We start from the raw sequence: 23,282 nt of genomic DNA on the forward strand, positions 1-23,282 counted from the left end.
TTTTCTATTTAACGTTTATGGTTACTTCATCAGGTTTTAACCACTGGCTCGTAAATTTAATTTTGATAGGTTGTACTTCTCCATTTGCCTGAATGTAAGCTGCAATGTGTCCATGAAAAACTCGCTGTACATTATCTGTGTAATCTGTCATATCGCTGTTGTTTCCTGCTTCAAGTCCTAATAAAGTTCCGGGTCCGCTTATTGTACATGTCACTTCATTGTCTGAAAGCATAACTGGAAGACCGTTTTGATCTTTAACCTGAACCATGATTTTAGCCACTCCTTTGTCTCTGCTGATGGTAATATCTTTATTGTCAATAACTAATTCAACTGGCTGGTTTGTTGTTTTAATTGCATAATGAGTTACTTCTTTATCGCTTTTATCTAAACCAACTACTTCTAATTTTCCTGAAACAAACGGAATATCCCAATATATTATTCCCGTTTTTTCATCGTACGATTTGGTATCGCCTACTACTTTTCCATTTAATTCTAAACGTGCTTTTACCGCATTGGTATAACAAACCACGCGAATTTTTTGTCCAGTTTCGTAATTCCAGATTGCCCAAGCATCTTTAGAAATATCTTTTTCATTTGTCAGCGGATACGTTCCTAAATAAGCCATTGGTTTATCTGACCACAATGACTGGCGGAAATATCCTCTTGGTTTGATTACGCCCGCAAAATCAACTAAACCAGAATAAAATCCTCTCGAGGGCCATCTTCCAGATTCTCCTAGATAATCAATTCCTGTCCAGAGAAACTGCCCGAAAATATGTTTGTTATTTTTTACAGCAAGCCAAGGCTCTATATTATGCGTATTTTCACTTCCATAAATCACTCTTCGAGGGTATTTTTTGTGATCTTCTAGATATTTACTTTCTGTATAATTGTATCCTGTAATATCTAAAGCACCTGGATATTCTGTTTCGTTAGACATTGCAACACCCGCCAAACCAGCCGTTGCAGGACGAGATTTGTCGTATTTTTTAACCGCTGCAACCAAGCGTTTGGCAATAGCCCCTAGTCGCATGGCATCTGGTGCATCTTTTTTGTAACCACCATACGCAGCCTGTCCAAAACCATTGGTTCCTTTATCTAAAACTGGATGCGAATACGGATCGTTTGGATAATCTACTTCATTGCCAATACTCCACGCAAATACGGAAAGATGATTTCTATCACGACGGACAAAATCTTCTAAATCTCTTTCTGCCCAATTGGCAAAAATATCAAATGAACCTTCAAATCCTGGCGTTCCATAATTCCAGCCTTGTAACCATTTGCGTTTTGGAAATTCCCATTCGTCATAAGCTTCGTTTAAAACCAATAATCCTAATTCGTCACAAAGCTCATAAAAATCTGGTGCCTGCGGATTATGACTTGTACGAATCGCATTTACTCCAATTTCTTTCAGGGTTTTCAATCTGGTCTTCCAAACTTCTCTAGGAACGGCAGAACCTAGAACTCCAGCATCGTGGTGTAAACAAACGCCTTTCATTTTCATCCATTTTCCGTTTAGGGCAAAACCGTTATTAGGATCGAATGTAAAAGTTCTAAAACCTGTTTGTGTTACTGTTTTGTCAATTTCTTTTCCATTTTGTAAAACTGTAGTTTTGAGTTCGTATAAATTCGGATTATCTAAATCCCATAATTGTGGATTTTTTACGTTTATTTTAGCAGCTATTTTTCCTTTCTGATTTGCTGCAACTTCAACTTTAGAAGAAGATTTTGCTACTGATTTTCTATCCTGCGAAAAAAGTTCATTTATAATTGTAAGGCTAGTTTTTTCTTTTGAGCTATTTTCGACTTCAACCTCAACATTTAATATTCCATTTCCTTTTTTTACTTCTGGATAAGCGTAAACTCCCCATTGTGCAATATGTACTGGATTTGCATAAACTAACCAAACATTTCTATAAATTCCAGAACCGCTGTACCATCTTGAATCAGCACTTTGACTGTGGTCTACACGAACAGAAATGATATTTTCACTACCATATTTTACAAATCCAGTAGCGTCATAAGCAAACGATATATAACCATTTGGACGCTTTCCTAATGAATGTCCATTAATAAAAACTTCACTTCTATTGTAAACCCCTTCAAAATACAAATAGACTTTTTCGCCCGATTTACTTTGCGGAATAGTTATAGATTTTCTATACCAGGCAATTCCTCCTGGCAGATAACCTGTACAGCTTGCAAGAGTCGGACTCAGCTGTCCTTTTACGCTCCAGTCATGCGGCACATTTACCTGCTGCCATTTACTGTCGTCAAATGAAACGTTTTTGGCATCAGAAATATCCTGAAGATTAAATTTCCAGTTGTCATTGATTTTGTTCGAATCTCCAAACGAAATCTGGCTGATTGCCGAAAAACAGGAGAAGAGAAATATGGGTAGTAAGATCTTATTTGTACACATTATCTTTAGCTTTAATATATTTTTAATTGACTGGTTTTATGGTATAAGATGTTCCCTTTTTAGTTTCAAATACTACGGTGTAACCAATAGACGATTTCTCGCTTTTGATATTAAGTTTTTCAATTACGAATGGTTCTCCTGCTCTTACAGCACAAATGCCTCCCTTATTAGATACAATTTTGGCCTGGCTCATTTTGCCATCATTCCATTTAATATCTACAGTGAAATTACCTTTTGCTGTAATCCCCTTTATTGCTCCGTCTGTCCACGAATCTGGTAAAGCGGGAAGCAGATGTATTTCTTTGTTCTGGCTTTGCATGAGCATTTCTATTACACCAGCTGTTCCTGCAAAATTCCCATCGATTTGAAAAGGCGGATGAGCATCAAAAAGATTTGGATAACACCCGCCATGTCGGCTATACTCTGTATTGTTTTCTTTTGTTAATCTTAATTGGTTTTTAAATAATCTATAAGCGTGATTCCCATCTAAAAGTCTCGCCCACATATTTACTTTCCATGCCAGACTCCAGCCCGTACCATCGTCGCCTCGCAATTCTAATGTTTTCTTTGCTGCCGCAGCCAATTCTGGTGTTTTTAGCGGCGCTATTAAATTTGCAGGATGTAAAGCATAAAGATGTGATGTATGCCTGTGATGCGGATCTTCTTCTTCAAAATCTTTATACCATTCTAAAAGTTGTCCTTTATTTCCAATTTGAAAAGGAAGTAATTGATCTGAAGCTTTGTTAACTTTTTGCCTGAATTCTAAATCGGTGCCTAGCACTTTAGACGCTTCTACAGTATTTTCAAATAAATCTTTTATGATTCCGATATCCATGGTAGAAGCTGTCGTTACACTTCCTTGCTTTTTTCCATCATAAAAATATTTGTTCTCTGGCGATGTCGAAGGCATCGTTACCAGATAGCCGTCTTTGTTTTTTTGAAGCCAGTCTAAACTAAATTCTGCTGCTCCTTTTATAATTGGATATACTTTTTTCAAGTATTCTTTATCACCTGTATATTCATAATGTTCCCATAAATGCCTGCTCAGCCAGTTGGCTCCCATATACCAGTTGGCCCACATAGGATCTCCTTTTCCAAAATCACCTACAGGATTGGTCATTGCCCATATATCTGAATTATGATGCAGTACCCACCCATTGGCATGATAATAACTTTTGGCTGTTTCTGTTCCTGTTACCGAAACATTTTTAATGAACTCGTCAAGCGGAAAAAACAATTCAGACAAACTTCCCGATTCAACAGGCCAATAATTCATTTGCAAATTAATATTTGTCGTATAATTACTGCTCCAAGGTGCGCGAAGTTTGTTATTCCAGATTCCCTGAAGGTTGGCCGGCACATTGTGTGTACGCGAGCAAGAAATTAACAAATAACGCCCAAACTGAAAAAATAAAGCTTCAAGACCAGCATCTTTTTCGCCTTTTGCATATTGCTCTAATCTTGTATCAGTCGGCAGATTCGATTTATCGGTTTCTTTTTCATTAAGCTTTAAAGAAACTCTATTAAAAAAATGCTGAAAATCTGCAACGTGATCTTTTAGTAAATTATCATATTTCTTTGTTACAGCTTTTTTAATTGGATTTTCTGCGAATTTATGTTCATCTTTTCCCTCGCTGTCTGGACATTTATCAAAGCCATTAAAACTGGTTGCTGCCGAAACGAAAAGTAGTATTTCAGATGCATTTTTAATTACTAATTTATTTCCATCAGAATTCATTACACCGTCTTTTATTACGGGTTTAATAATCAATTCAAAACGCATTCCTCTACAGCCAAATGCATCTTCATAAACGATTGGTTCTTTGTTATAATCAATATAATTCGGATCTACATGCGAAGGCGCTTTGCCTTTTAAAACCACTGACTGATTTTGTACTGTTTTTTGATTTCTTAAAAGACTTGAAGCATCAATTGTTACTGAAAGTTTCTTCAACTGATCTGCCGAAAGTTTAATTACAATGCATTGCGCTGGTGCAGAAGCAAATATTTCTCTTTTGTAATTTACACCGTTTATATTAAAACTGGTAGATGCTAATCCCGTTTGTAAATCCAAACTTCTATTATAAGATGCTGCTTTTTGTCCGTCAAAATCCTGTGTCAAAATAAGATCTCCCAAGGGCATAAAACTTTCGCTGTATGCCCCCTGCATGTTTTTAGTCAAAGCATAGGCTTTTTCAAAATCTTCATTCGTTAGTGCTTCTCTAATTAGAGCCAGATTCTTAAAAGCATCTGGATTTACATTTTTCTGCACAGGTCCGCCGCTCCACAAAGTTGCTTCGTTCAACTGAATTAATTCAGAATCTATTCTTCCAAAAACCATTGCACCGAGTGTTCCGTTTCCAATTGGCAGAGCTTCTGTCCATTCAACAGCGGGCTGATTGTATTGGAGTTTTAAATCTTGGGCATAACCCACAAAACGCAACAAAAACAAAAGCAAAAAACTTTTTCTTAAAAGATTGTAAAGCATCATTTTTAAATTTTTAATTAAATAGTCTTCAGTTTTAAAACCGTTACCGAATACGCAGGAAGATTCAATTGCTGTTTCCCTTTTGCAATTTTATATTCGCCTGTTTTCGGACTTATTTTTTTCGGATCTGCAAACGTATTTTCATCCTGAACATTCGGACTTACAAGTGTAATCATACTTCCTTTTGAACCTAATTTTGCTCCTTTCAAATCAATCGAAACCTCTTGATTTGATGCCGATGTATTAACCAATTTTACGATTATTTCTTTTGTATTGGCATCTTTTACTGCAGATGCGTATAAATTGTTTTGCCCCGTTAATGGTTTATCGTCTTTAGTAATACTCAATAAATCTGTCCCTTTATTGGTTGAAAACAATTGCTGTACATAATAATTGGCGGAACCATAAGATTGTAGATTATTAAACCAAATCATATCTGGAGTCCATTGCCAAGCATCTTCGTGAGCCATTAAAGGGGCATAAGATGTTAGATGAACTACTTCTGCATTTCTTTCCAGTCCGGTCATAAAAGCAGCTTCAGAAAAAGCACATTCCCAATTATTCCTGTTATTCGGATTGGCTCCTGAAACACTTTGAGCAGCATATTCTCCAGCAAATATTTTGGGGCCTTTTCTGTCATAATTATCATAACGCCCGGCATTTTCTCTAAACCATTGCGGACTTTTATAATAATGCTCATCTACAAGTTCTGCATTAAGTTTTTTAAGTTCTTCCATAGCAAAATCAAAATGTTCACCGTCTGGAGAAGGACCACTTCCAGATACAATAATGATGTTTGGGTATTTTGCTTTTATTGCTTTCTCAAAAACTTTATATCTTTCAATATAATCGGGTCCCCATTGTTCGTTTCCAACTCCAATATATTTTAGATTAAATGGCTTTGGATGCCCCATATCCGAGCGGATTTTCCCCCAAGTAGTTGTGACAGCACCATTGGCAAATTCAATTAAATCTAAAGCATCCTGTACATAAGGGTCAAGTTCGTTTATTGGAGCCAATTCACCAGTATTGTATTGACAAGCCATGCCGCAGCTTAAAATGGGAAGCGGTTCTGCACCAATATCTTCTGAAAGCTGAAAATATTCAAAAAATCCTAATCCAAAACTTTGAAAATAATCTGGAGTTTGTTTATGACTGAATTCTACATTCCAACGGTTCATCATCGTTTTTCTGTCTTCTACATTTCCAACTGATTTTTTCCATTGGTAACGATCTGACAACGTTCTTCCTTCAACAATACAGCCTCCCGGAAAGCGTAAAAAACCAGGTTTCATATCATATAAAAGCTGCACCAAATCTTTACGAAGACCATTTTTTCTGTTTTTCCAAGTATCCTCAGGAAACAATGAAATCATATCTAAATCTATTGTTCCTGTTCCTTCAAAAGTTATTTTCAATTTTGCTTTGGCTTCCGTTTGAAGTGCTGTTATTTGTGCGGTATAATTGGTCCATTTTTCAGATTTTGGATCGACACTGGTTTCTCCAATTACTTTTTGATCTTTATCAATAAGTTGAAATATAATCTTTTTGACACCTTGGTTATGATTTGCTGCTTTTAAAGAAAGGTTATATTTTGCATCCTTTTTCACTCCCATTCCTCTAAAACCTTCATTTATTAAAACATAACCTTTTGCATTATTAATTTCAACTCTGCAAAAAACAGTATTATCTGCCTCAATTTTTATTGGCGCTGCGCTACCCGATTCTTTATTTAATGAAGATCTTTTTGTATTGGGCTGTTCCCATCCCATTAAAGGTTTTTCAAATTCAAAAGATCTGTTTTTAATCATTTCGGCATATAGCCCTCCATCTGCAGCAAAATTGATATCTTCAAAAAATAACCCGAACATGGTTGGCTGGATTTTAGTAATGGTTTTAGAGGCATCTACTTCTAAAGTTACTTTTTGAGCACTTATATAAAAACTGCTTAAAAGAATACCACAAATAGTAAATTTTGTAAGGATCTTATTTTTCATAGTTTTTGGAATGAAAGAATTATTTTTTTACTGCCTCTAATTTAGCTGGAAAAGCTGCTTCTCCGTCTAAATTTGTTACGATTAATTGATCTACGTTTTTACTTTCTACTGCATGTTTAAAATATTCTGGTTTATTTTTCCCCCATTGTACTGTACAATTCTGAACTTTAATACGTTCAGCAGCATCAAAATAAAATCCCGAAGTACTTCCTTTTACAAAACCTTCAACATTAGAAGGCCTTCTATCGTATACTCCACCTGGAAAAGATGTTGTCTTATCTATAAAAATACTCACATTGTCAAAAACAATATTCTTTATTTTATCTTTTGATTCGCCGCTCACAAACACACCATTTTCTCCTGTACATTGAATATTAGAGAAATAGATGTTTTTTATTTCACCCACTTTTCCTTCTGTTGCACCTTTTGGAAAACGCCAATTGGCATCTTTATGATTTCCTTTTGCCCTGCTAAAAGCCGTTACATAAATGGGTTCTGCTTTTCCCCACCAAGTATCTGTGGTCAACTTACTTTCGATAATGATATTTGAGAAAATGACATCGCTCACTGTTCCTTCATCTCTGTTCTGAATTCCTAATGCTCGATTGCTGTTTTTAATGATGCAATTATTGAACACTACTTGTCTGATTGCATCCATGTTTTCTGATCCAATTTTGATCGCACAGCTGCTGCTGGTCATTGTACAATTAGTCACTGTAATATTTTCGCAGGCGCCAAATTCTTCAAATTCCCTTCTGTTTTTTAAACAAATGCAATCATCACCGCTTTCGATATAACAATCGCTGATTCTTACGTTTTTAGAATGATCCAAATCGATACCATCGCTATTGCGTACTTTTAAACTGTTCAATAAAGTAATCCCGCTTATTACAACATCGTTACAACCTACTAAATGTATGGTCCAATAAGCTGAATTTCCGATATGAACATCTTTGATTCTGATATTTTTTCCTCCAATAATGGTTAACACATGCGGTCTTGGATCCAGTACATTAAATGGTTTTAAAACATACGAATCTTCTAATTCCTCGCCCATGAAAGAAATTCCGTTTCCATCAATTTTGCCGCTTCCGCTAATGGTAAAATCCTCAACATTTTCTCCTCCAATCCATATTGTACCTTCTCCTGGATTGGTCCTAAAAGCGCTTTTTGTATATAACTTTTCATCTGGACTAGCCAATAATTTTGCTCCTGCTTCGATATGAAGATCTACTTTTGATTTAACATCAATTGGTCCAGCTAAAAATGTAAATGGTGCCGGAATTAAAACTCTTCCTCCAGTTTTACTGCAGGCATCAATTGCTTTTTGAATGGCTGCTGCATCATTGGTTTTACCATCTCCTTTTGCTCCGTACTTTTTAACGTCATAAACATTCTGTGCCGAGACTGTTAAAGACAGACAAAAAATCAGGATCGCAATTATAGATTTCTTTTTCATTTTACTTTATTTATTAAAAACCTTGTTTAAAATAGCTTTAGCAAAGTTTTCGGTTTATTTTTTTAATCTTATTCTGCTGGTTCGCGTCTCTGCGGCGCAATTTTATTTAGCAGGCACTTCAAACTTATTTTGTTCTGGCTCTATTTTCCTTTTTAAAGATTCGCTGTCCAAATTACTTGATGGAACATCTTTAAAAATAATTTGGCTGATTTTATCAGAAGGAACATCAATACCTTTCATTGTCAGATTTTGTACATCATCAAAAACAAAAGCGGGACGAAAATCTTCTTTCTCCAGTATCAGTTTTATGTTTTTCATTTCGATTCCGTTTACATGACGAACGTAAAAACCCCAAGAAGGCAGTTCTCCAAACATGGTAAATTCAGGATAACCGCTTATGTTTTCTTTTACATCCTTTAATCTGCTTAAAGGATGATATGCCATTCCTTTTGAAGCTCTTCCAGGATATATAATTTCAATATTTTCTAAAGTCACATTTTCTATAAGGTGTCCTGGAATTCCAGCGATCGAAGCAGGAAACGGATTATGGAAATAATCTACTTCTGGCCCGCGCATATCGTAATCTATATCTGGACGCCCAAAAGGAACTTGCACTTTTACATTTTTAACCGATACGTTTTTGATATATCCTGGTTTATCTCCATTTCTATGGCCAAGACGAATCAATATTGCGTTTCCTGTATTTACAGCGGTTATATTGGAAACATTAATATTTTCAATTGCTGCCCCGTCAACAGATTCAATTGCAACTGCCGATCTGAACGTATCAAAAACATTGATGTTTTCAATTGTTACATTTTTGAAACTGCCATAAGAGCCAGTTCCAAATTTTACGGCATTGGCACTTGATCTGATCGTGCAATTTGCAATGTAAATGTTATTATTATGCAAGCCCGGTACTTCTGATTTTAAGCATATTCCATCATCTGCTGCATTTACATTGCAATTGGTTATGCGAACATTTTCGCATCCGTCAATATCAATCCCATCATTATTCCAGTAAGCTCTGCTATTGACTTGCATAGCATCAATTACAATATTTTTGCAATCTGTAAAACACTGCACCCAGCCTGGACTATTCTTTAAGGTAATATGGGTCATGGTTATCGAGTCGCATTTTACAAACGAAATGAGTTTTCCTCTTCCATCTTCAGGACGCATTCTTCTATAATTATATTTTGGATCAATTCGAACTCCAGTATGATGCAGGCTGTCGATTGCCAATGCCAGTTCTCTTCCTTGTCCATCTATAATTCCTTTTCCATTTACGGCAATATTTTTTGATTCATTTGCTACAATCAAAGCTCTTATTTCTCCGTACTTTGGATAATCATTTGGATTGATGCTTCCTAATAATACTGCCCCTTCTTCAAAAAACAATTCTACTCCGCTTTTTAAAACGATACTCCCGGATAGAAATTTACCTTTAGAAAAAATAACTCTTCCTCCTTTATTTTTATTTGCTGCATCGATAGCTTTCTGAATAGCTTTAGTATTTAAAGTTTTACCATCTCCTACGGCGCCATAAGCAGTTATTAAATAATCTTTATTCTTAAAAGCATACGTTTCTGGATTGAAGCTCAGCTGCAAAAGAAAAAACAAAATGAAGCAATTCTTGAAAACTTGTTTGTTGTAAATATTCATACTTATTTCTTTTCAATTACTAATTAAAATCACCAAAAAACAGTATATAAAGCCACTAAAACGCCACTGATAATAAATGACCCTATAATAAATTCCGAAGACACCTTAAACATTGATTTATCTACCTCTATTTTATGGATCTCAGATTCTTCTTCAGAAACTGGTTTTGCCAGACTTATTCCAACCATTATCAACACAATCATGAAAAAAACAATAGTCATCCTGTCTAAAAAAGGATAATCTGGGAAAGCGCCTTCTGTCCACATTGGAAGGAATTTTAAAACTGCCGCAAGTGGAACTGTCAATAATGCTCCTGCAAGTCCCGCTGACGGAGTTGTTTTTTTCCAGAACATTCCCAATAAGAAAATGGCTAAAACTCCAGGAGAAAAAAAGCCCACATATTCTTGTATGAATTGATAGGCCTGATCTAATGATTTTAATGCCGGCGCAACAAAAGCGGCAATGATCATGCAGACAACCACACACCATCTTCCTGTACGAACCAGCTTTTTTTCTGATGCCTGAGAATTAAAATATTTTTTATAAATATCTAAAGAGAAAATAGTCGAAATACTATTGGCTTTTCCGGCTAAAGAAGCTACGATTGCAGCTGTTAAAGCCGCTAAAGCTACTCCTTTTAAACCTGCAGGAAGTAAATTCATTAAAGTTGGGTACGCATGATCTGGTTTTAAAACTCCAGCAGCATCTACCATTTCCTGCTGAAACATGCCGTTTTCATGCATTACAAACATCGCGATTCCTGGTAAAACAGCTATAATTGGAACCAATAATTTTAGGAAAGCAGCAAATAAAATTCCTTTACGGGCAGTTTTTAAATCGGCTCCCAAAGCTCTCTGAACAATATATTGATTGCATCCCCAGTACGCCAGATTATTGATTAACATACCGCCTATTAAAACAGACATTCCAGGCAGTTCATTGTAATGCGGATTCGATTCGTCTAATATCATATGCAAATGTCCTGGCGCTTCATGGGCAATAATAGAAAGTCCTTTTAAAATGTCTTTTCCAAAACCAAACTGATCCGAAAGTAATGTTAGAGCTAAATAAGTTGTTACTAATCCTCCAAGAATTAGGACTATAACCTGAAACATATCGGTATATCCAATCACTTTCATTCCCCCTAAAGTAACAATTACCGAGAATAAACTTAATGCAATAACGCAAAACTGAAAGCTTACCGGCGCAATAGATGAAATCGCCAAAGCTCCCAAATAAATAATAGACGTAAGATTTACAAATACATATATTAACAGCCAAATAATAGCCATAATAGTACTGACTGTTCCGCTATATCTTTTGGCCAAAAATTGCGGCATAGTAAATATCTTGTTTTTAAGATAAACTGGTAAAATAAACATTGCCACTATAATTAATGTAGCAGCCGACATCCATTCGTAAGAAGCAATCGCAAGTCCGATGGCGAACCCCGAGCCACTCATACCGATAAAATGTTCTGCTGAAATATTCGAAGCAATCAAAGAAGCTCCGATTGCCCACCAAGTAAGAGATCCTTCGGCTAAAAAATATTCGTTGGAACTAGTGGCTGCAGTTTTCTTGCTTCTGTAAATATACATTCCATAAGCTGTAACTATGACAAAGTAAATAAAGAAAACAATGTAATCTGCGGTTTGTAATACATTCATAATTGTGTGGTTATTGTGTGGTTAGATAGTAAAATGTATTTTAAGATTTGATTTGTATCAAATTTTTAGAAACCATTTTCTTTTATATAGAAAATAAAGTAAAAGAAGCTGTATAACAGTTACTGATAAAGCGGCAAATACGGGCTGCCAAATAAGCGGCAGAAAATTTATAAGTCCGCCAAAGACATAATCTGCCGTATGTTTAAAATCTACTAAACCTTCGGCGGCCATGTAAATTAAAATAGAATTTGAACCAATTAAAATTAAAGGGAACGCCCATTTATGAAAATCCAGTAAATCGATAATTAAATAAAAACAAACAAAAAATAAAATACTAAACCCGCCAACAAAACAAACAAAAGAACTTGTCCATAAATGTTTATTGATTGGAAAATTAATATCCCAAATTAAACCAGCAATAATTAAAATTACTGCTGCAAGAGCCATTAAAAGAACTTTTACTTTTATAGATAAATGACATTTTGATTTTAAAAATGTTCCCGTAAAAACACCCAGCAAAGCAGTCGAAATAGCAGGCAGGGTTGAAAATATGCCTTCTGGATCGTAAACTGTGCTGTGCAGTCTGCCGGGTAAAAGCAAACGGTCAATATAGCCCTCCAGCGATCCTTCTTTGGTCAAAACTCCAGCTCCAAAATCTGGTACGGGAATCCATTTCATTGCAGCGTAATAACCAATTAAAATTCCGAAGAACCAGATCAATTGTTTTTTCAAATCAAAATTCAAATAGATGATTCCGGCAAAAAACCATGCTAGTCCAATTCTCCCTAAAACGCTTGCAAAACGCGTGTGGTCAACACCGTCAAATCGCAACAATCCATTTACTACAAGACCTAAAACCAGTAAAATACAGGTTCTTTTCAGCATGGAAAAATAAATCTTTCGTTTTTCTTTTGAAGGCAATTCCTGAGGTGTTTTTACTCCCGCTAAACTCATTTTCTTTTCAAAAGAATATGGCATAGAAACTCCTGCAACAAATAGAAACACAGGAAAAATCATATCATAAAAAGTAATTCCATTCCATTCTGCGTGATGCAGCTGTGATGACATCCAGATAAAAACAGGAATTGGAGCTGCTTTTGCCAGAGCATGGATAATATGTTCCCCGCTCATAATCCAAAACATCACAAATCCCCGCAGTGCATCTAAGGAAATTAATCTTCCATTTGTAGGCTTATTCATTTTTTTAATATTCAGTGGTCGGTTGATAGTTTTTTTAGTATTCAGCCGCAGTCGCAGTTTTCAGTGTAGTTTATGTTGAATACTGAGGCTGCAAACTGCAAACTTATTTTATTGGTTGAATAACAAATCCGTAGCTGTATTCACTTTGTGTTAGTACATATTGTTCGTGCGGCGGCAATCCCCAGCTGTTGTCCCCTCCTAAACCTCGCTGTGTTAAATCGACACAAACTACTAATTCTTCTCTTGGGGTAATATCGCTGGAGTGAATATTCTTTTTAGAAATTCCTCCGTCAAAATCACTAGGATAATTATTCAAAGTACTCATAGATAAAGGCTGCAGACCTTTTATTTCCAAGCCATTTCCTGTATTGCTTGACAATTTGAACCAGCGTATATCGGTCTTGTATCCATTTTCTTGTGGGCGTGTATAAGGCACATATTGGTCTGCAACCTTACTATTATAAATTCCTTTGAATGAGGCTGTTTTTCTGTCTGGATAATTTTCTAAAGGTCCTCTTCCATAATAATCCAGATTTTCCAATGTCTTTTTCAAGGTAAAAATCATTCCGAAACGAGGTAATTCTGGTAACGGATTACTGCCTTTTTTATAAGATGATTGTATTTCTAAAGCACCATCATTTCCTAATGAATATTTGATAGTATAATCAGATGCAACATCGTTCAGTTTTAATTTTGCAATCACATACTGCTGCCCATTTTCTTCTGTCTGCCGAATGTTTTCTAAAGTGGTATTTTTTCCTGCCGTTCTCCAAACATTAGTTCTAATCTGCATTTTATTTCCAATATCGTTATCAGTTGGTGCTCTCCAGAAGTTGGGTTCAGGATATTGTTTAAAATATTCCTCACCATTTAAACTGTAATACGAAATTAATCCAGTTGATTTGCTGATTTTTACAACAACATTATTTGACGTCAGAACAAATTGCTCTTTTTCCTCCTGAATTTTAGCAGTATTTATCTTTTCTGATTTTGCAAAATAATTGGAGTCTTCGATAACAAATTGCTCTTTCGCAATTTCAAAATTCTGAGACAGTAATTCTGATCCCGTTTTGGTGTACGCAAAGACATTCAATAAATATTCTGTTCCTTCTTTTGACTGTAATGTCGGTAAATCGAGCTTAAATTGCTTTTTTGTTTTTGGATTTAAATCAACATTAATTATTCCTTCTTTAATTACTTTACCGTTTTCTAAAACCTCATATTTAAAGTTGTACTTATTTAGATTTGTAAATCCAAAATCATTTACAATTTCAATTAATCCGTTCTTGATATCAATGGCATTAAATAAAATATCCTGATATACCTTTTTTACTTCAAATGCTCCGGGATGTGGAGTTCTATCGGGATAAACTAATCCGTTGTGACAGAAGTTTTCATCGTTTAAATAGTTTTGGCTCCCCATGTCGCCGCCGTAGGTCCAATATTTTCTGCCTGCTTCATCTGTTCCTTCAAATCCCTGATCTACCCAGTCCCAGATAAATCCGCCCTGCATATTTTTGCTGCCGCGAATGATATCCCAGTATTCCTGAAAATTACCGCTGCTGTTGCCCATTGCATGCGAATACTCACACATGATGTATGGACGGCTGACTTCTTTACGTGCCGCATATTCCTTCATGTAAGCAATTGTTGGATACATCGGACATACTATATCTGTATTTTCATTTTCTTTTGCCTGCTCAAACTGAACTAATCTTGTATTATCTCTTTTTTTGATCCATTTGTAGGCTTCATGAAAAACAGGTCCATTGGCACTTTCATTACCTAATGACCAAATAATGACAGATGGCGCATTTTTATCTCTTTCAACAAGACTATAGATTCTATCCAGATGCGCTTCTCTCCATTCTGGAAGGTGGCCAGGATTCGTTTTTGGATTCATATAAATAAGAGGCTGTCCCTCTACTCCCATTCCATGGCTTTCGATATTGGCTTCATCTACCAAAAACAAACCGTATTTGTTGCATAATTTTACCCATAAAATATTGTTTGGATAATGACTGCAGCGTACGGAATTAATATTCAGCTGCTTCATCATTTTGATATCTTTCATCATCGTGGCTTCGTCCTGATAATGTCCAGTTTTTGGATTATGTTCATGAATATTTACACCATGAACCATTATTCGGACTCCGTTTACCAATAATTGTCCGCCCTTTAATTCTACTTTTCTGAATCCAATTTGAGTGGAAACGGTTTCGATAATCTCTCCTTTTGCATTTTTTAAAGTCAAAAGCAAGGTGTATAAATTTGGCGTTTCACTGCTCCATAATTTAGGATTGGATACCTTTTGTGAAAAATTGATTGTCTGAATTTTTGAAGCTTCAAAATTGACATTAAGTTCTTTTGTAAATACGTTTTTTCCAGAAGCATCTACCAATTTTGCTGTCAATTTTTGATTGTTAACAGCAGTCGACGTAAGGTTTTTTAAACTTACTTCGACATTCAAACTTCCGTTTTTGTATTTTGTATCTAAATCTGGTCTGGCAAAAAAATCTGAAATGCGAACATTATCTGTGCTGTATAAATATACATTTCTGTCAATTCCAGAAAGTCTCCACATATCCTGATCTTCCAGATACGAGCCATCGCTCCATCTGTAAACTTCTACAGCCAGATCATTTTTTCCAGGTTTTAAATATTTAGAAATATCAAATTCTGCAGGACTTTTAGTGTTTTCGGTATATCCTACTTTTTCACCATTTACCCAAATATACATGGCAGATGTTCCTGCTTCAAAATGAAGAAAAACATGTCGGTTTTTCCAGTTTTCAGGCAGTACAAAATCTTTTTTATAAGAACCAACAGGATTATCCCAATGATTTATAAAGGGCGGATTTTTTTCGAAAGGATAGGTTATATTGGTGTAAATTGGTATACCATAGCCATTCAGTTCCCAATTTGAAGGCACCTGAAGCTCTTTCCAGTGCAGGGTGCTAAAATCCGTTCTATAAAAATCTTTTGGGCGCTGATCTGGTGTTGGCGACCAGGAAAATTTCCACTTACCGTTTAAAGAAAAATACCAAGGTGAATTTTCATATTTATCGCTTATCGCAGAAGTTTCATCTGCATAAGGAAGAAAAGCTGCACGGGCAGGTTCTCTGTTAATTTGAAATACCTGTGGATTTTCCCAGTCGTTGCGGTCTTTTTCCTGAGCCGAAATTCCTGCCGTGATAAGCAGTAAAAGGTTTATAAAAAATATTTTGGTTTTGGTTTTATACATTATTTTGGTTTTAGATAGCTTTCAAATGAAATTTTGATATTCCTAGAACTTCAATTTCTCAGGTAAATATTTAGCCACTAATTCTTTATAATATGGAAGTAGTGCTTTTACGTCTGGCTTAACAGGTGCTTTGGTATATAAATCATAGGGATTGAACTTTCTTACCCAGTCAAACATTTCGATGTCTTTTTCATTCATCAAATGAGCATAAGCATTTTCTTTATGCTGTGAATAAAACGAATGATAGCGAATCATATACAAAGCTGGATCTGGAAGATAATCTTTCATAATCTGGTACAGATATTCATCATGTCCCCAGCTCATTTTTACATTATCCAGTCCGCAGTTTTCTGTGTATACACCAAATTTGGTATTGAATCTTTCGTCGGTATAATCTGGATTTTCTTTAAAAAACTCCGAATAAACAATCTTATCCGAATAAGCACAGCCCACTGGAAATGTATCGCCCACAACCGCCCACTGCGGTTCTCCAAAAAGACATAAAACTTTACCCAAATCGTGAATAAATCCTGTCAATACAAACCAATCTGGATGTCCGTCTGCTCGAATGGCTTCAGAAGTCTGTAAAAGATGTTGTGTCTGGTCTAAGTCAATATCTGGGTCGCTGTCATCTACAAGTGTGTTTAAAAACTCAACAGCTTCCCAGATTGACATTTCTTTTCTATTAAACTGCAGAAAATCCTGTTCTTTACTGCATACAAAATCATAAGTCTGATAAGTATGGTTTATTCTATAAAACTCCTTAACCGTTTCTACTCTTTCCGAATCGACGTAATTTCTAAATTCTTCTTTTTGTTTTTCTGGTGTACTTTCTGAAGGATCAGGATATCGCAGCAACAAATCATCTTCCCATTCATCTAAATTATTCAACGGATTATCTGTGTCTATATGCTTTTTCATAATGCTAAAAAGTTTAAAAGTTATAAGACAAAAATAGAATTACATCTACCGTTCAAAATGGATTAATACATCAAAAACATGGATAATTTTAATTATTGTAAGATTTTTATACTTTTTTATTGACTTTTTTTTATTCCCGCATTTTAATACAGCCCACGGTTTAGCCTATGTGGGAAAGCCTGAAAAATTAGATTGTGGATTTGCAATGCGAATTTGAAACGCGCGCCGAAAGTCGAAACCTTAGGCTATGTTTCGAAAAACAATTCGTGTAAGTAGCGGCTAAAAACTAATTGATTATTTTACTAGGCGGAAAACCAAACTGTTTTTTGAAACAACGGCTAAAATATAGTGGATCATTAAAACCAACCAAATTAGTGACCTCTGAAACATTATACTTTTTAGTTTTAAGCAGTTCTGCTGATTTTTTTAAACGAATGGTTCTGATGAATTCGTTTGGTGCCAAATCAGTCAGTTCTTTAATTTTCCTGTACAATTTTGAAGAACTAACTCCCAGTTTATCGCATAGAAATTCTGTGGAAAGATCTACTTCGCTTAAATTATCATTGATTAGTTTGGTGACTTTTTCCATAAATTCTTCGTCAATTGGAGAGTGAGTCAGCATGCTGATTTTTCCTTCTACTTCTCCAGAGAATTTCTGTTTAAGCTCCAGCCTTGATTTAATCATGTTTTCAATCATTGTTTTTAGCAGTAATGGCTCAAAGGGTTTAACCAAATAGCCGTCTGCACCCATGTCGTACCCTTTAACTTTATCCATGTTTTCAGAAAGGGCGGTAAGCATTACCACCGGAATATGGCTAATAAACTCATCGTTTTTAAGTTGTCGGCAAAATTCAAGTCCATCCATCACGGGCATCATAACATCGGTAACGCATAAAATGGGTTTAATTTGTCTGCAGATTCTCAAACCTTCTTCACCATTTTCTGCATCATAAACTTTGTAATAATCAGACAAATAGTCAACCAGATATTTTCTGAGTTCACTGTTATCTTCAATTACCAATATTTTCTCTTTAAGTTCCGTGTTCTGAATGATTTTCTTAGCCGCTTTTTCTGGAATAAGCATACTCAGATTATCATTTTTCAGCGCATATTCAAAAACTTCTTTATGTTCATAAGATGCTCTGTCAATTGGAATTTCAACCTTAAACGTACTTCCCTTACTTGGTGTGCTTTCTACAGAAATGGTTCCTTTATGAATTGCTACTAAAGATTTTACCAGCGACAAACCAATACCAGATCCTGTATTATTGGCTTTACTGTTTGTTGCCTGATAAAAACGTTTAAAAATTTTATCCTGACTCTTTAATGGAATTCCTATTCCGTCATCCGTTACTTCGATTACTAAAATATCTTCAACACTATCTTTCAGCCTGACGTAAAAATCTACGTTTCCGTTCTTATTAGTAAACTTTAAGGCATTCGACAACAGATTGTAAAGAATTTTATCGTATTTATCATTGTCCAGCCAGCCATTTATTTCCTCATCTTCAGTAATAAAATTGAGCTTAATCTTTTTATTATAAGCCATTTCCTTAAACGAATCGAATATATTTTTCGAATAAGCAAGAATATCCGTTTGAGTTACCTTTAATTTTAATTCACCAGATTGTGCTTTTCTAAAATCTAATACTTGATTTACTAAATTCAGCAATCTGCTGGCATTTTGATAAATCAGATTGTATCTGCTTTTTTCATAATCGGTAGCATTGCTGCTTTCGTCCAAAAGCTGTTTTGCCGGACCTAAAATAAGCGTTAACGGGGTTCTTAATTCATGCGAAATATTGGTAAAGAAGCGTAACTTCTCATTGTTCAGTTTAATGTCGTGCTCCCTGTTTACTTTTTCAGTAAGCAATTCTTGCTTTAAACGAATTCGGTTTTTAATTTCTTTTCTGATGAAATAAAAAACACCAAATAAAAGTGCTAAAAACAGTAAAAAAGAAGTCGGCGTAAGCCAGAAAGGAGGCAGGATTTTTATTTTATATGAAACCGATTTACTCCAATATCCGTCACTGTTGCTTGCTCTTATTTTAAAGACATAATTTCCTGGATAAAGGTTGGTATACTGGACTATTCTAGAAGTACTGTTTGCCGTAATCCAATGTTTATCAAAACCTTCCAGCATGTATTGAAATTTATTCAGCTTTTCATTTGCAAATGAAGGAGCAGAAAACTGAATCGAAAAATTGCGGTTTTTATGGGTAAGTTCTATTTCTTTTCCATAATTCAAATCTTTTGAAAGCGGAATTTCTCCATTGATCTCCATTTCTGGAAATACTTCCTCATTTTGAATTTTAAATTCGGATATGACAGGTAACGGCGACCATTTATTTCTTTTCATTTCTGGCGGTGAAAAAGAAATAATTCCGTTTTTACCTCCAAGGAAAATATTAGAATTATTAAAGTAAAAAAAACCGCTAGAACTAAAAACGTCTAGTCTGTTACCGCTGTTTACGTGATAAATACTAATATCTTTTAAATTAGATTTAACAAAAGCAATGTTATTATTATTGATGTTCAGCCACAAATTTCCGTTGGCATCAGATAAAATATCGGTAATCCATTTGCCTGAAAGTTCTTTTAGATTTTTTACAGGCTCAAATTGATTATTTTTCGGATTGTATAAACATAATCCAAAACGTGTTGACGCCCAGATTTTTCCTTTTGCATCTACTAAAATATCGCTGACATTTTCATCGTGCGGCACTCCTTTTTCTTTGATAAAAAGGGATGAATAGGTTTCTATTTTTCCTGAATTGATATTGTATTTTACCACTCCTGTTTCGGTGGCAAACCAAACATTGTTTTTGGCATCTCTTTCAATGGCATTAATCTGAAAATCTGGCAAAAGTTTACTAGAAGTTTGTACTAGAAGCGTATTGGTATTTAAAATCACTGCGCCTTCACCAAAAGAACCCACTATGATCAAATCATCTGTAATTTTTCTAAAAGCAAAAACAGGCGATTTATCAAATCCAGCTTTTATTTCTCTCGAAGAATTTGTGCTGTAATTGTAAACTAAAATATTACCATCCCAAAGACCGCAATAAAATATTTTTCCATCATCAGAATAAATACTGGCAATGTCTTTTCCGGTATTGTGCAAAGGAGTTGAGCCCTTTGTATTAGAAATAAAAAGTCCGTTGTGATAGGTTGCCACAATCACTTTTTCGTCATAAGTTTTAGCAAAACCCCTAATGCGAGGTGCCTGATTGCCAATAGAACGTGATATATCTTTATTTAAAGTGAACTGATTTTCATAAGGATCATACTTATCCAATCCATCTTCTGTTCCAATCCACAAAACTCCAGATGCATCAAAATAAAGGGCTGAAATTAAATTATCTACAAGTGAAGTATCATCTGATAAAATAGAATAATACCATTTGTAATTTCCTTTCTGAATGTCTTCTAATTGATTACAAACCAATAATCCTCCCAAAGTTCCTACCCAATATTTTCCGTCTGGAGCGCGGGCTACTGATAAAAAATACGGACCTAAAGCGCCTCTAATTTGTTTGTTTTCTATATATAAATTTACAAACTGGTCGGTGGCTCGATCGAGCTTGTATAATCCTTCACGGGTTCCAACAAAAATATCCGATTTGCCATCCTCGTAAATAAAATTAAGATACGGATTTTTTATGTTTGAATTTGGAACAGATAGCGTGTAATTGTTAATCTTTACTATCGCTCCTTTTGCATCCATAGTAATTTTTGCTACCGATGCTTTTTCATAACTTCCTATCCAGACATTGCCCTTTTTGTCTTCAAAAATTTCTTTTACGTAATCAAAACCTTTAAGCTTAATTTTTTCAAATCGGTTCTCTTTGAGAAAAAACAGATATACTCCTTTTGTTTTAGTACCAACCCAGACTCTTTTAAATTTATCGACATAAACAGATCGCACCTCGTCGTCGGGCAGACTATTTGGATCTTCATTTTTATGAAAAAAAGTGGTAAAAACATGTGTATCCATTTTGAAAAGAGTCAATCCTTTTCTGGTACCAATCCATAAATGGTTGGATTGTTCATCCAGCTCCAAAGCTGTTATGTCATCGTTGTATAGTTTATTCTTTCCAGGGGTAGAACTCATATAGTTTTTGAACTGGTAACCGTCAAAACGATTTAATCCTGAAAACGTTCCAAACCACATGAAACCTTTCTTATCCTGTACAATATGGCGCACCGAATTATGAGACAATCCGTTATTGTCATTATAATGCGCAAATTTTATATTCTGTGAATAAGAATGATAAAAAATGGTAAAAAACAAGACTGCTACAAGGGATTGCTGTTTCATTAAAATAAATTATAAATGCAATTTAAACTTTTTGACTTAATAAATATCAAAATTATTTAACAGATAAATTATCAATTTTGTTGTTTTCTAAATCAATTTTAAAATGATCAGAAGGCTCTCCATTCATGGTTTTCAAGAATATTTCGGCCCATAAAACGAGTTTGGGATTATTTGATTTTTTCAATTGGATGCAAACCAATTCATATTGCTTTAATCTCTTTTTTCCAATTTGTGAAACAGCCAATTCACCGGCATTTTTTAAACGGTAAAAATCGAAAATCATATCAAAACCAGTCCATGATTCAAAATCGGAAATTGACAGGGAGTTTGATTTTAAATCTTTGGCAATCTCTGATGTGTTTTTATTTATTTCTACTAAATCTTTGCCTGAAATATTTATAATTGATTTTAGAAAATCTTCTGGAAAATCTTCTGGCAGAAATCTTAAACGCACCAATTCTTTTAAATGCCAATTTGTAAATTCTTTATAATCGTCAGCTTTTAAAATTTCTTTATTCCAAATATGATCATTTTTAGTGTTTTGCAAATGAGCATATTCTTCTTCGTAAAAAGGAAATAAACTATTGAATTTATGGACTTTGCCAATGACAATTGTTTCAACTTCAAACTCAGAATCAGAATGAATGGTCAATATTTTATAAGCCGGCATATAGGCAGCTAATGAAGGTGTTTGAATATTAAACAAAGTATTCCCCTTTGCAGAAGTTCTTACTCCTGTATCGTTAATATGCATATGGCCGCCAAAATGAATCTGAATTCCAGCATCTGCAAATTGCTGTGCTACTTCTTCATCTGGAACTCTTTGTAATTGCATTTTATTGGCACCAAAAAGCTGTTTTAATTCAGGCGATGCGTTGTCGTTAAAATCTACCATCGGGTAATGACTGAAAGCAATCAGTATTTTTCCTCTTTGTTTCGCTTCTGCTGAAACTTTTTTTACCCAGTTTAACAAATGGCTTTTATAAATCAGAACGTTATTGTAACCTGTATTGGCTCCTGAAAAATCTTGCGGATTATCTGGTTTTCCTGATAATTTCTCATTCGGAACATAAGCGTTGGCATCTATCGCCAAAAGCCAGATTCCCTTAATAGGTTCAACTACATAACTGGCATCTGTAAGAAACAAACTGGTATTTTTAATTACATACGTTCTTTTTTCTAAAGAAGATTCTTTTTGCGCTTCTTCAAAATTATATTGGTCATACGTATAATTTGAAAAAGGCGTTTCCCAATACAAATCTGTTTTTTTCGGAAAAAAACCAAAATCACGCATTTCGTGAATGGTTTCTTTATAGCCCCAATTTTTTATATCAGAAGTAATAATAGGTTCTAATTCACTTTTATTTTTGTTGACATTTTCTTTAGAACTGCTTATAATCTGCTCTTTTCCATCTTTACCCAGAAAATCAGTTTTTACTGCATCTTGCGAAAATGGCCTTACAACATCATGATTTCCTGTGGTTACCCAAAAAGATAAACCATACTTTTGAGAATATTCATTAAGTATTTTTCTCAATCCGCGCACATGAACGGGTTGTCCGTCATCGCTAAAATCGCCTGGAAGCACAACTTGTTTGATACCTCTTTTTACAATATTATTCAAGGCCTCTAAAAAGGCAAAATAATTTTCATTGAAAATTCTGGTAGAATGCAGCTGAGAATTCATTGTTCTGATATTGGCATATTCGCCAGTAATCGGATTTTTGATTCCTTGATAATCGTTATCCTCAAATTTTGCAAAAATATCTTGTAAATGAACATCGGCTATAAAAGCGATTTGAACTTCTTTTTTAGAGACCTTTTGCGATTTGCAGGAATATAAAAAAAGTAATAGTACTACTATAGCCGATATTCTAAACATGTATTTTTTATGC

General features: G+C 34.8%; 11 protein-coding genes. All 11 read right to left on the minus strand.

Going from position 1 to position 23,282, the window contains the following annotated elements:
* Positions 1–4: 4 nt before the first annotated feature.
* On the minus strand, positions 5–2,425 hold the full coding sequence (locus QMG60_RS18960; RefSeq protein ID WP_281866051.1) for a sugar-binding domain-containing protein: 2,421 nt from the start codon (positions 2,423–2,425) through the stop codon (positions 5–7).
* A gap of 22 nt (positions 2,426–2,447) precedes the next feature.
* Positions 2,448–4,916, minus strand: coding sequence for a glycoside hydrolase N-terminal domain-containing protein (locus tag QMG60_RS18965; protein WP_348773901.1), 2,469 nt, complete (start codon positions 4,914–4,916; stop codon positions 2,448–2,450).
* A 14-nt stretch (positions 4,917–4,930) separates the two neighbouring features.
* Positions 4,931–6,910, minus strand: coding sequence for an alpha-L-arabinofuranosidase C-terminal domain-containing protein (locus QMG60_RS18970; protein WP_281866052.1), 1,980 nt, complete (start codon positions 6,908–6,910; stop codon positions 4,931–4,933).
* Between the two features lie 19 nt (positions 6,911–6,929).
* Positions 6,930–8,369, minus strand: coding sequence for a glycosyl hydrolase family 28 protein (locus QMG60_RS18975; RefSeq protein ID WP_281866053.1), 1,440 nt, complete (start codon positions 8,367–8,369; stop codon positions 6,930–6,932).
* A gap of 102 nt (positions 8,370–8,471) precedes the next feature.
* Positions 8,472–10,034: a glycosyl hydrolase family 28 protein gene (locus tag QMG60_RS18980; RefSeq protein ID WP_281866054.1), complete on the minus strand. Its 1,563-nt coding sequence runs from the start codon at positions 10,032–10,034 to the stop codon at positions 8,472–8,474.
* Positions 10,035–10,063: 29 nt separating this feature from the next.
* Positions 10,064–11,701: a sodium/sugar symporter gene (locus QMG60_RS18985; protein WP_057116329.1), complete on the minus strand. Its 1,638-nt coding sequence runs from the start codon at positions 11,699–11,701 to the stop codon at positions 10,064–10,066.
* A gap of 57 nt (positions 11,702–11,758) precedes the next feature.
* Entirely contained in the window at positions 11,759–12,901 is a 1,143-nt protein-coding gene (locus tag QMG60_RS18990; protein WP_281866055.1) for a DUF5009 domain-containing protein, read from the minus strand.
* A 103-nt stretch (positions 12,902–13,004) separates the two neighbouring features.
* On the minus strand, positions 13,005–16,145 hold the full coding sequence (locus QMG60_RS18995; RefSeq protein ID WP_281866056.1) for a glycoside hydrolase family 2 TIM barrel-domain containing protein: 3,141 nt from the start codon (positions 16,143–16,145) through the stop codon (positions 13,005–13,007).
* Positions 16,146–16,187: 42 nt separating this feature from the next.
* Complete coding sequence (locus tag QMG60_RS19000) at positions 16,188–17,066, minus strand: inositol oxygenase family protein (protein WP_057116332.1); 879 nt, start codon at positions 17,064–17,066, stop codon at positions 16,188–16,190.
* A gap of 286 nt (positions 17,067–17,352) precedes the next feature.
* A complete protein-coding gene (locus tag QMG60_RS19005; RefSeq protein WP_281866057.1) occupies positions 17,353–21,387 on the minus strand; it encodes a two-component regulator propeller domain-containing protein in 4,035 nt (1,344 codons plus the stop codon).
* 52 nt (positions 21,388–21,439) lie between these two features.
* Complete coding sequence (locus QMG60_RS19010; RefSeq protein WP_281866058.1) at positions 21,440–23,269, minus strand: metallophosphoesterase; 1,830 nt, start codon at positions 23,267–23,269, stop codon at positions 21,440–21,442.
* Positions 23,270–23,282: the final 13 nt, after the last annotated feature.

Origin of the sequence: Flavobacterium sp. GSB-24 (genome assembly GCF_027924665.1) — a bacterium.
Lineage (GTDB): Bacteria > Bacteroidota > Bacteroidia > Flavobacteriales > Flavobacteriaceae > Flavobacterium.

Coding starts and splice junctions, on each gene's coding strand:
- QMG60_RS18960 (WP_281866051.1), bottom strand. CDS start 2,425: ATGTGTACAAATAAGATCTTACTACCCATATTTCTCTTCTCCTGTTTT.
- QMG60_RS18965 (WP_348773901.1), bottom strand. CDS start 4,916: ATGATGCTTTACAATCTTTTAAGAAAAAGTTTTTTGCTTTTGTTTTTG.
- QMG60_RS18970 (WP_281866052.1), bottom strand. CDS start 6,910: ATGAAAAATAAGATCCTTACAAAATTTACTATTTGTGGTATTCTTTTA.
- QMG60_RS18975 (WP_281866053.1), bottom strand. CDS start 8,369: ATGAAAAAGAAATCTATAATTGCGATCCTGATTTTTTGTCTGTCTTTA.
- QMG60_RS18980 (WP_281866054.1), bottom strand. CDS start 10,034: ATGAATATTTACAACAAACAAGTTTTCAAGAATTGCTTCATTTTGTTT.
- QMG60_RS18985 (WP_057116329.1), bottom strand. CDS start 11,701: ATGAATGTATTACAAACCGCAGATTACATTGTTTTCTTTATTTACTTT.
- QMG60_RS18990 (WP_281866055.1), bottom strand. CDS start 12,901: ATGAATAAGCCTACAAATGGAAGATTAATTTCCTTAGATGCACTGCGG.
- QMG60_RS18995 (WP_281866056.1), bottom strand. CDS start 16,145: ATGTATAAAACCAAAACCAAAATATTTTTTATAAACCTTTTACTGCTT.
- QMG60_RS19000 (WP_057116332.1), bottom strand. CDS start 17,066: ATGAAAAAGCATATAGACACAGATAATCCGTTGAATAATTTAGATGAA.
- QMG60_RS19005 (WP_281866057.1), bottom strand. CDS start 21,387: ATGAAACAGCAATCCCTTGTAGCAGTCTTGTTTTTTACCATTTTTTAT.
- QMG60_RS19010 (WP_281866058.1), bottom strand. CDS start 23,269: ATGTTTAGAATATCGGCTATAGTAGTACTATTACTTTTTTTATATTCC.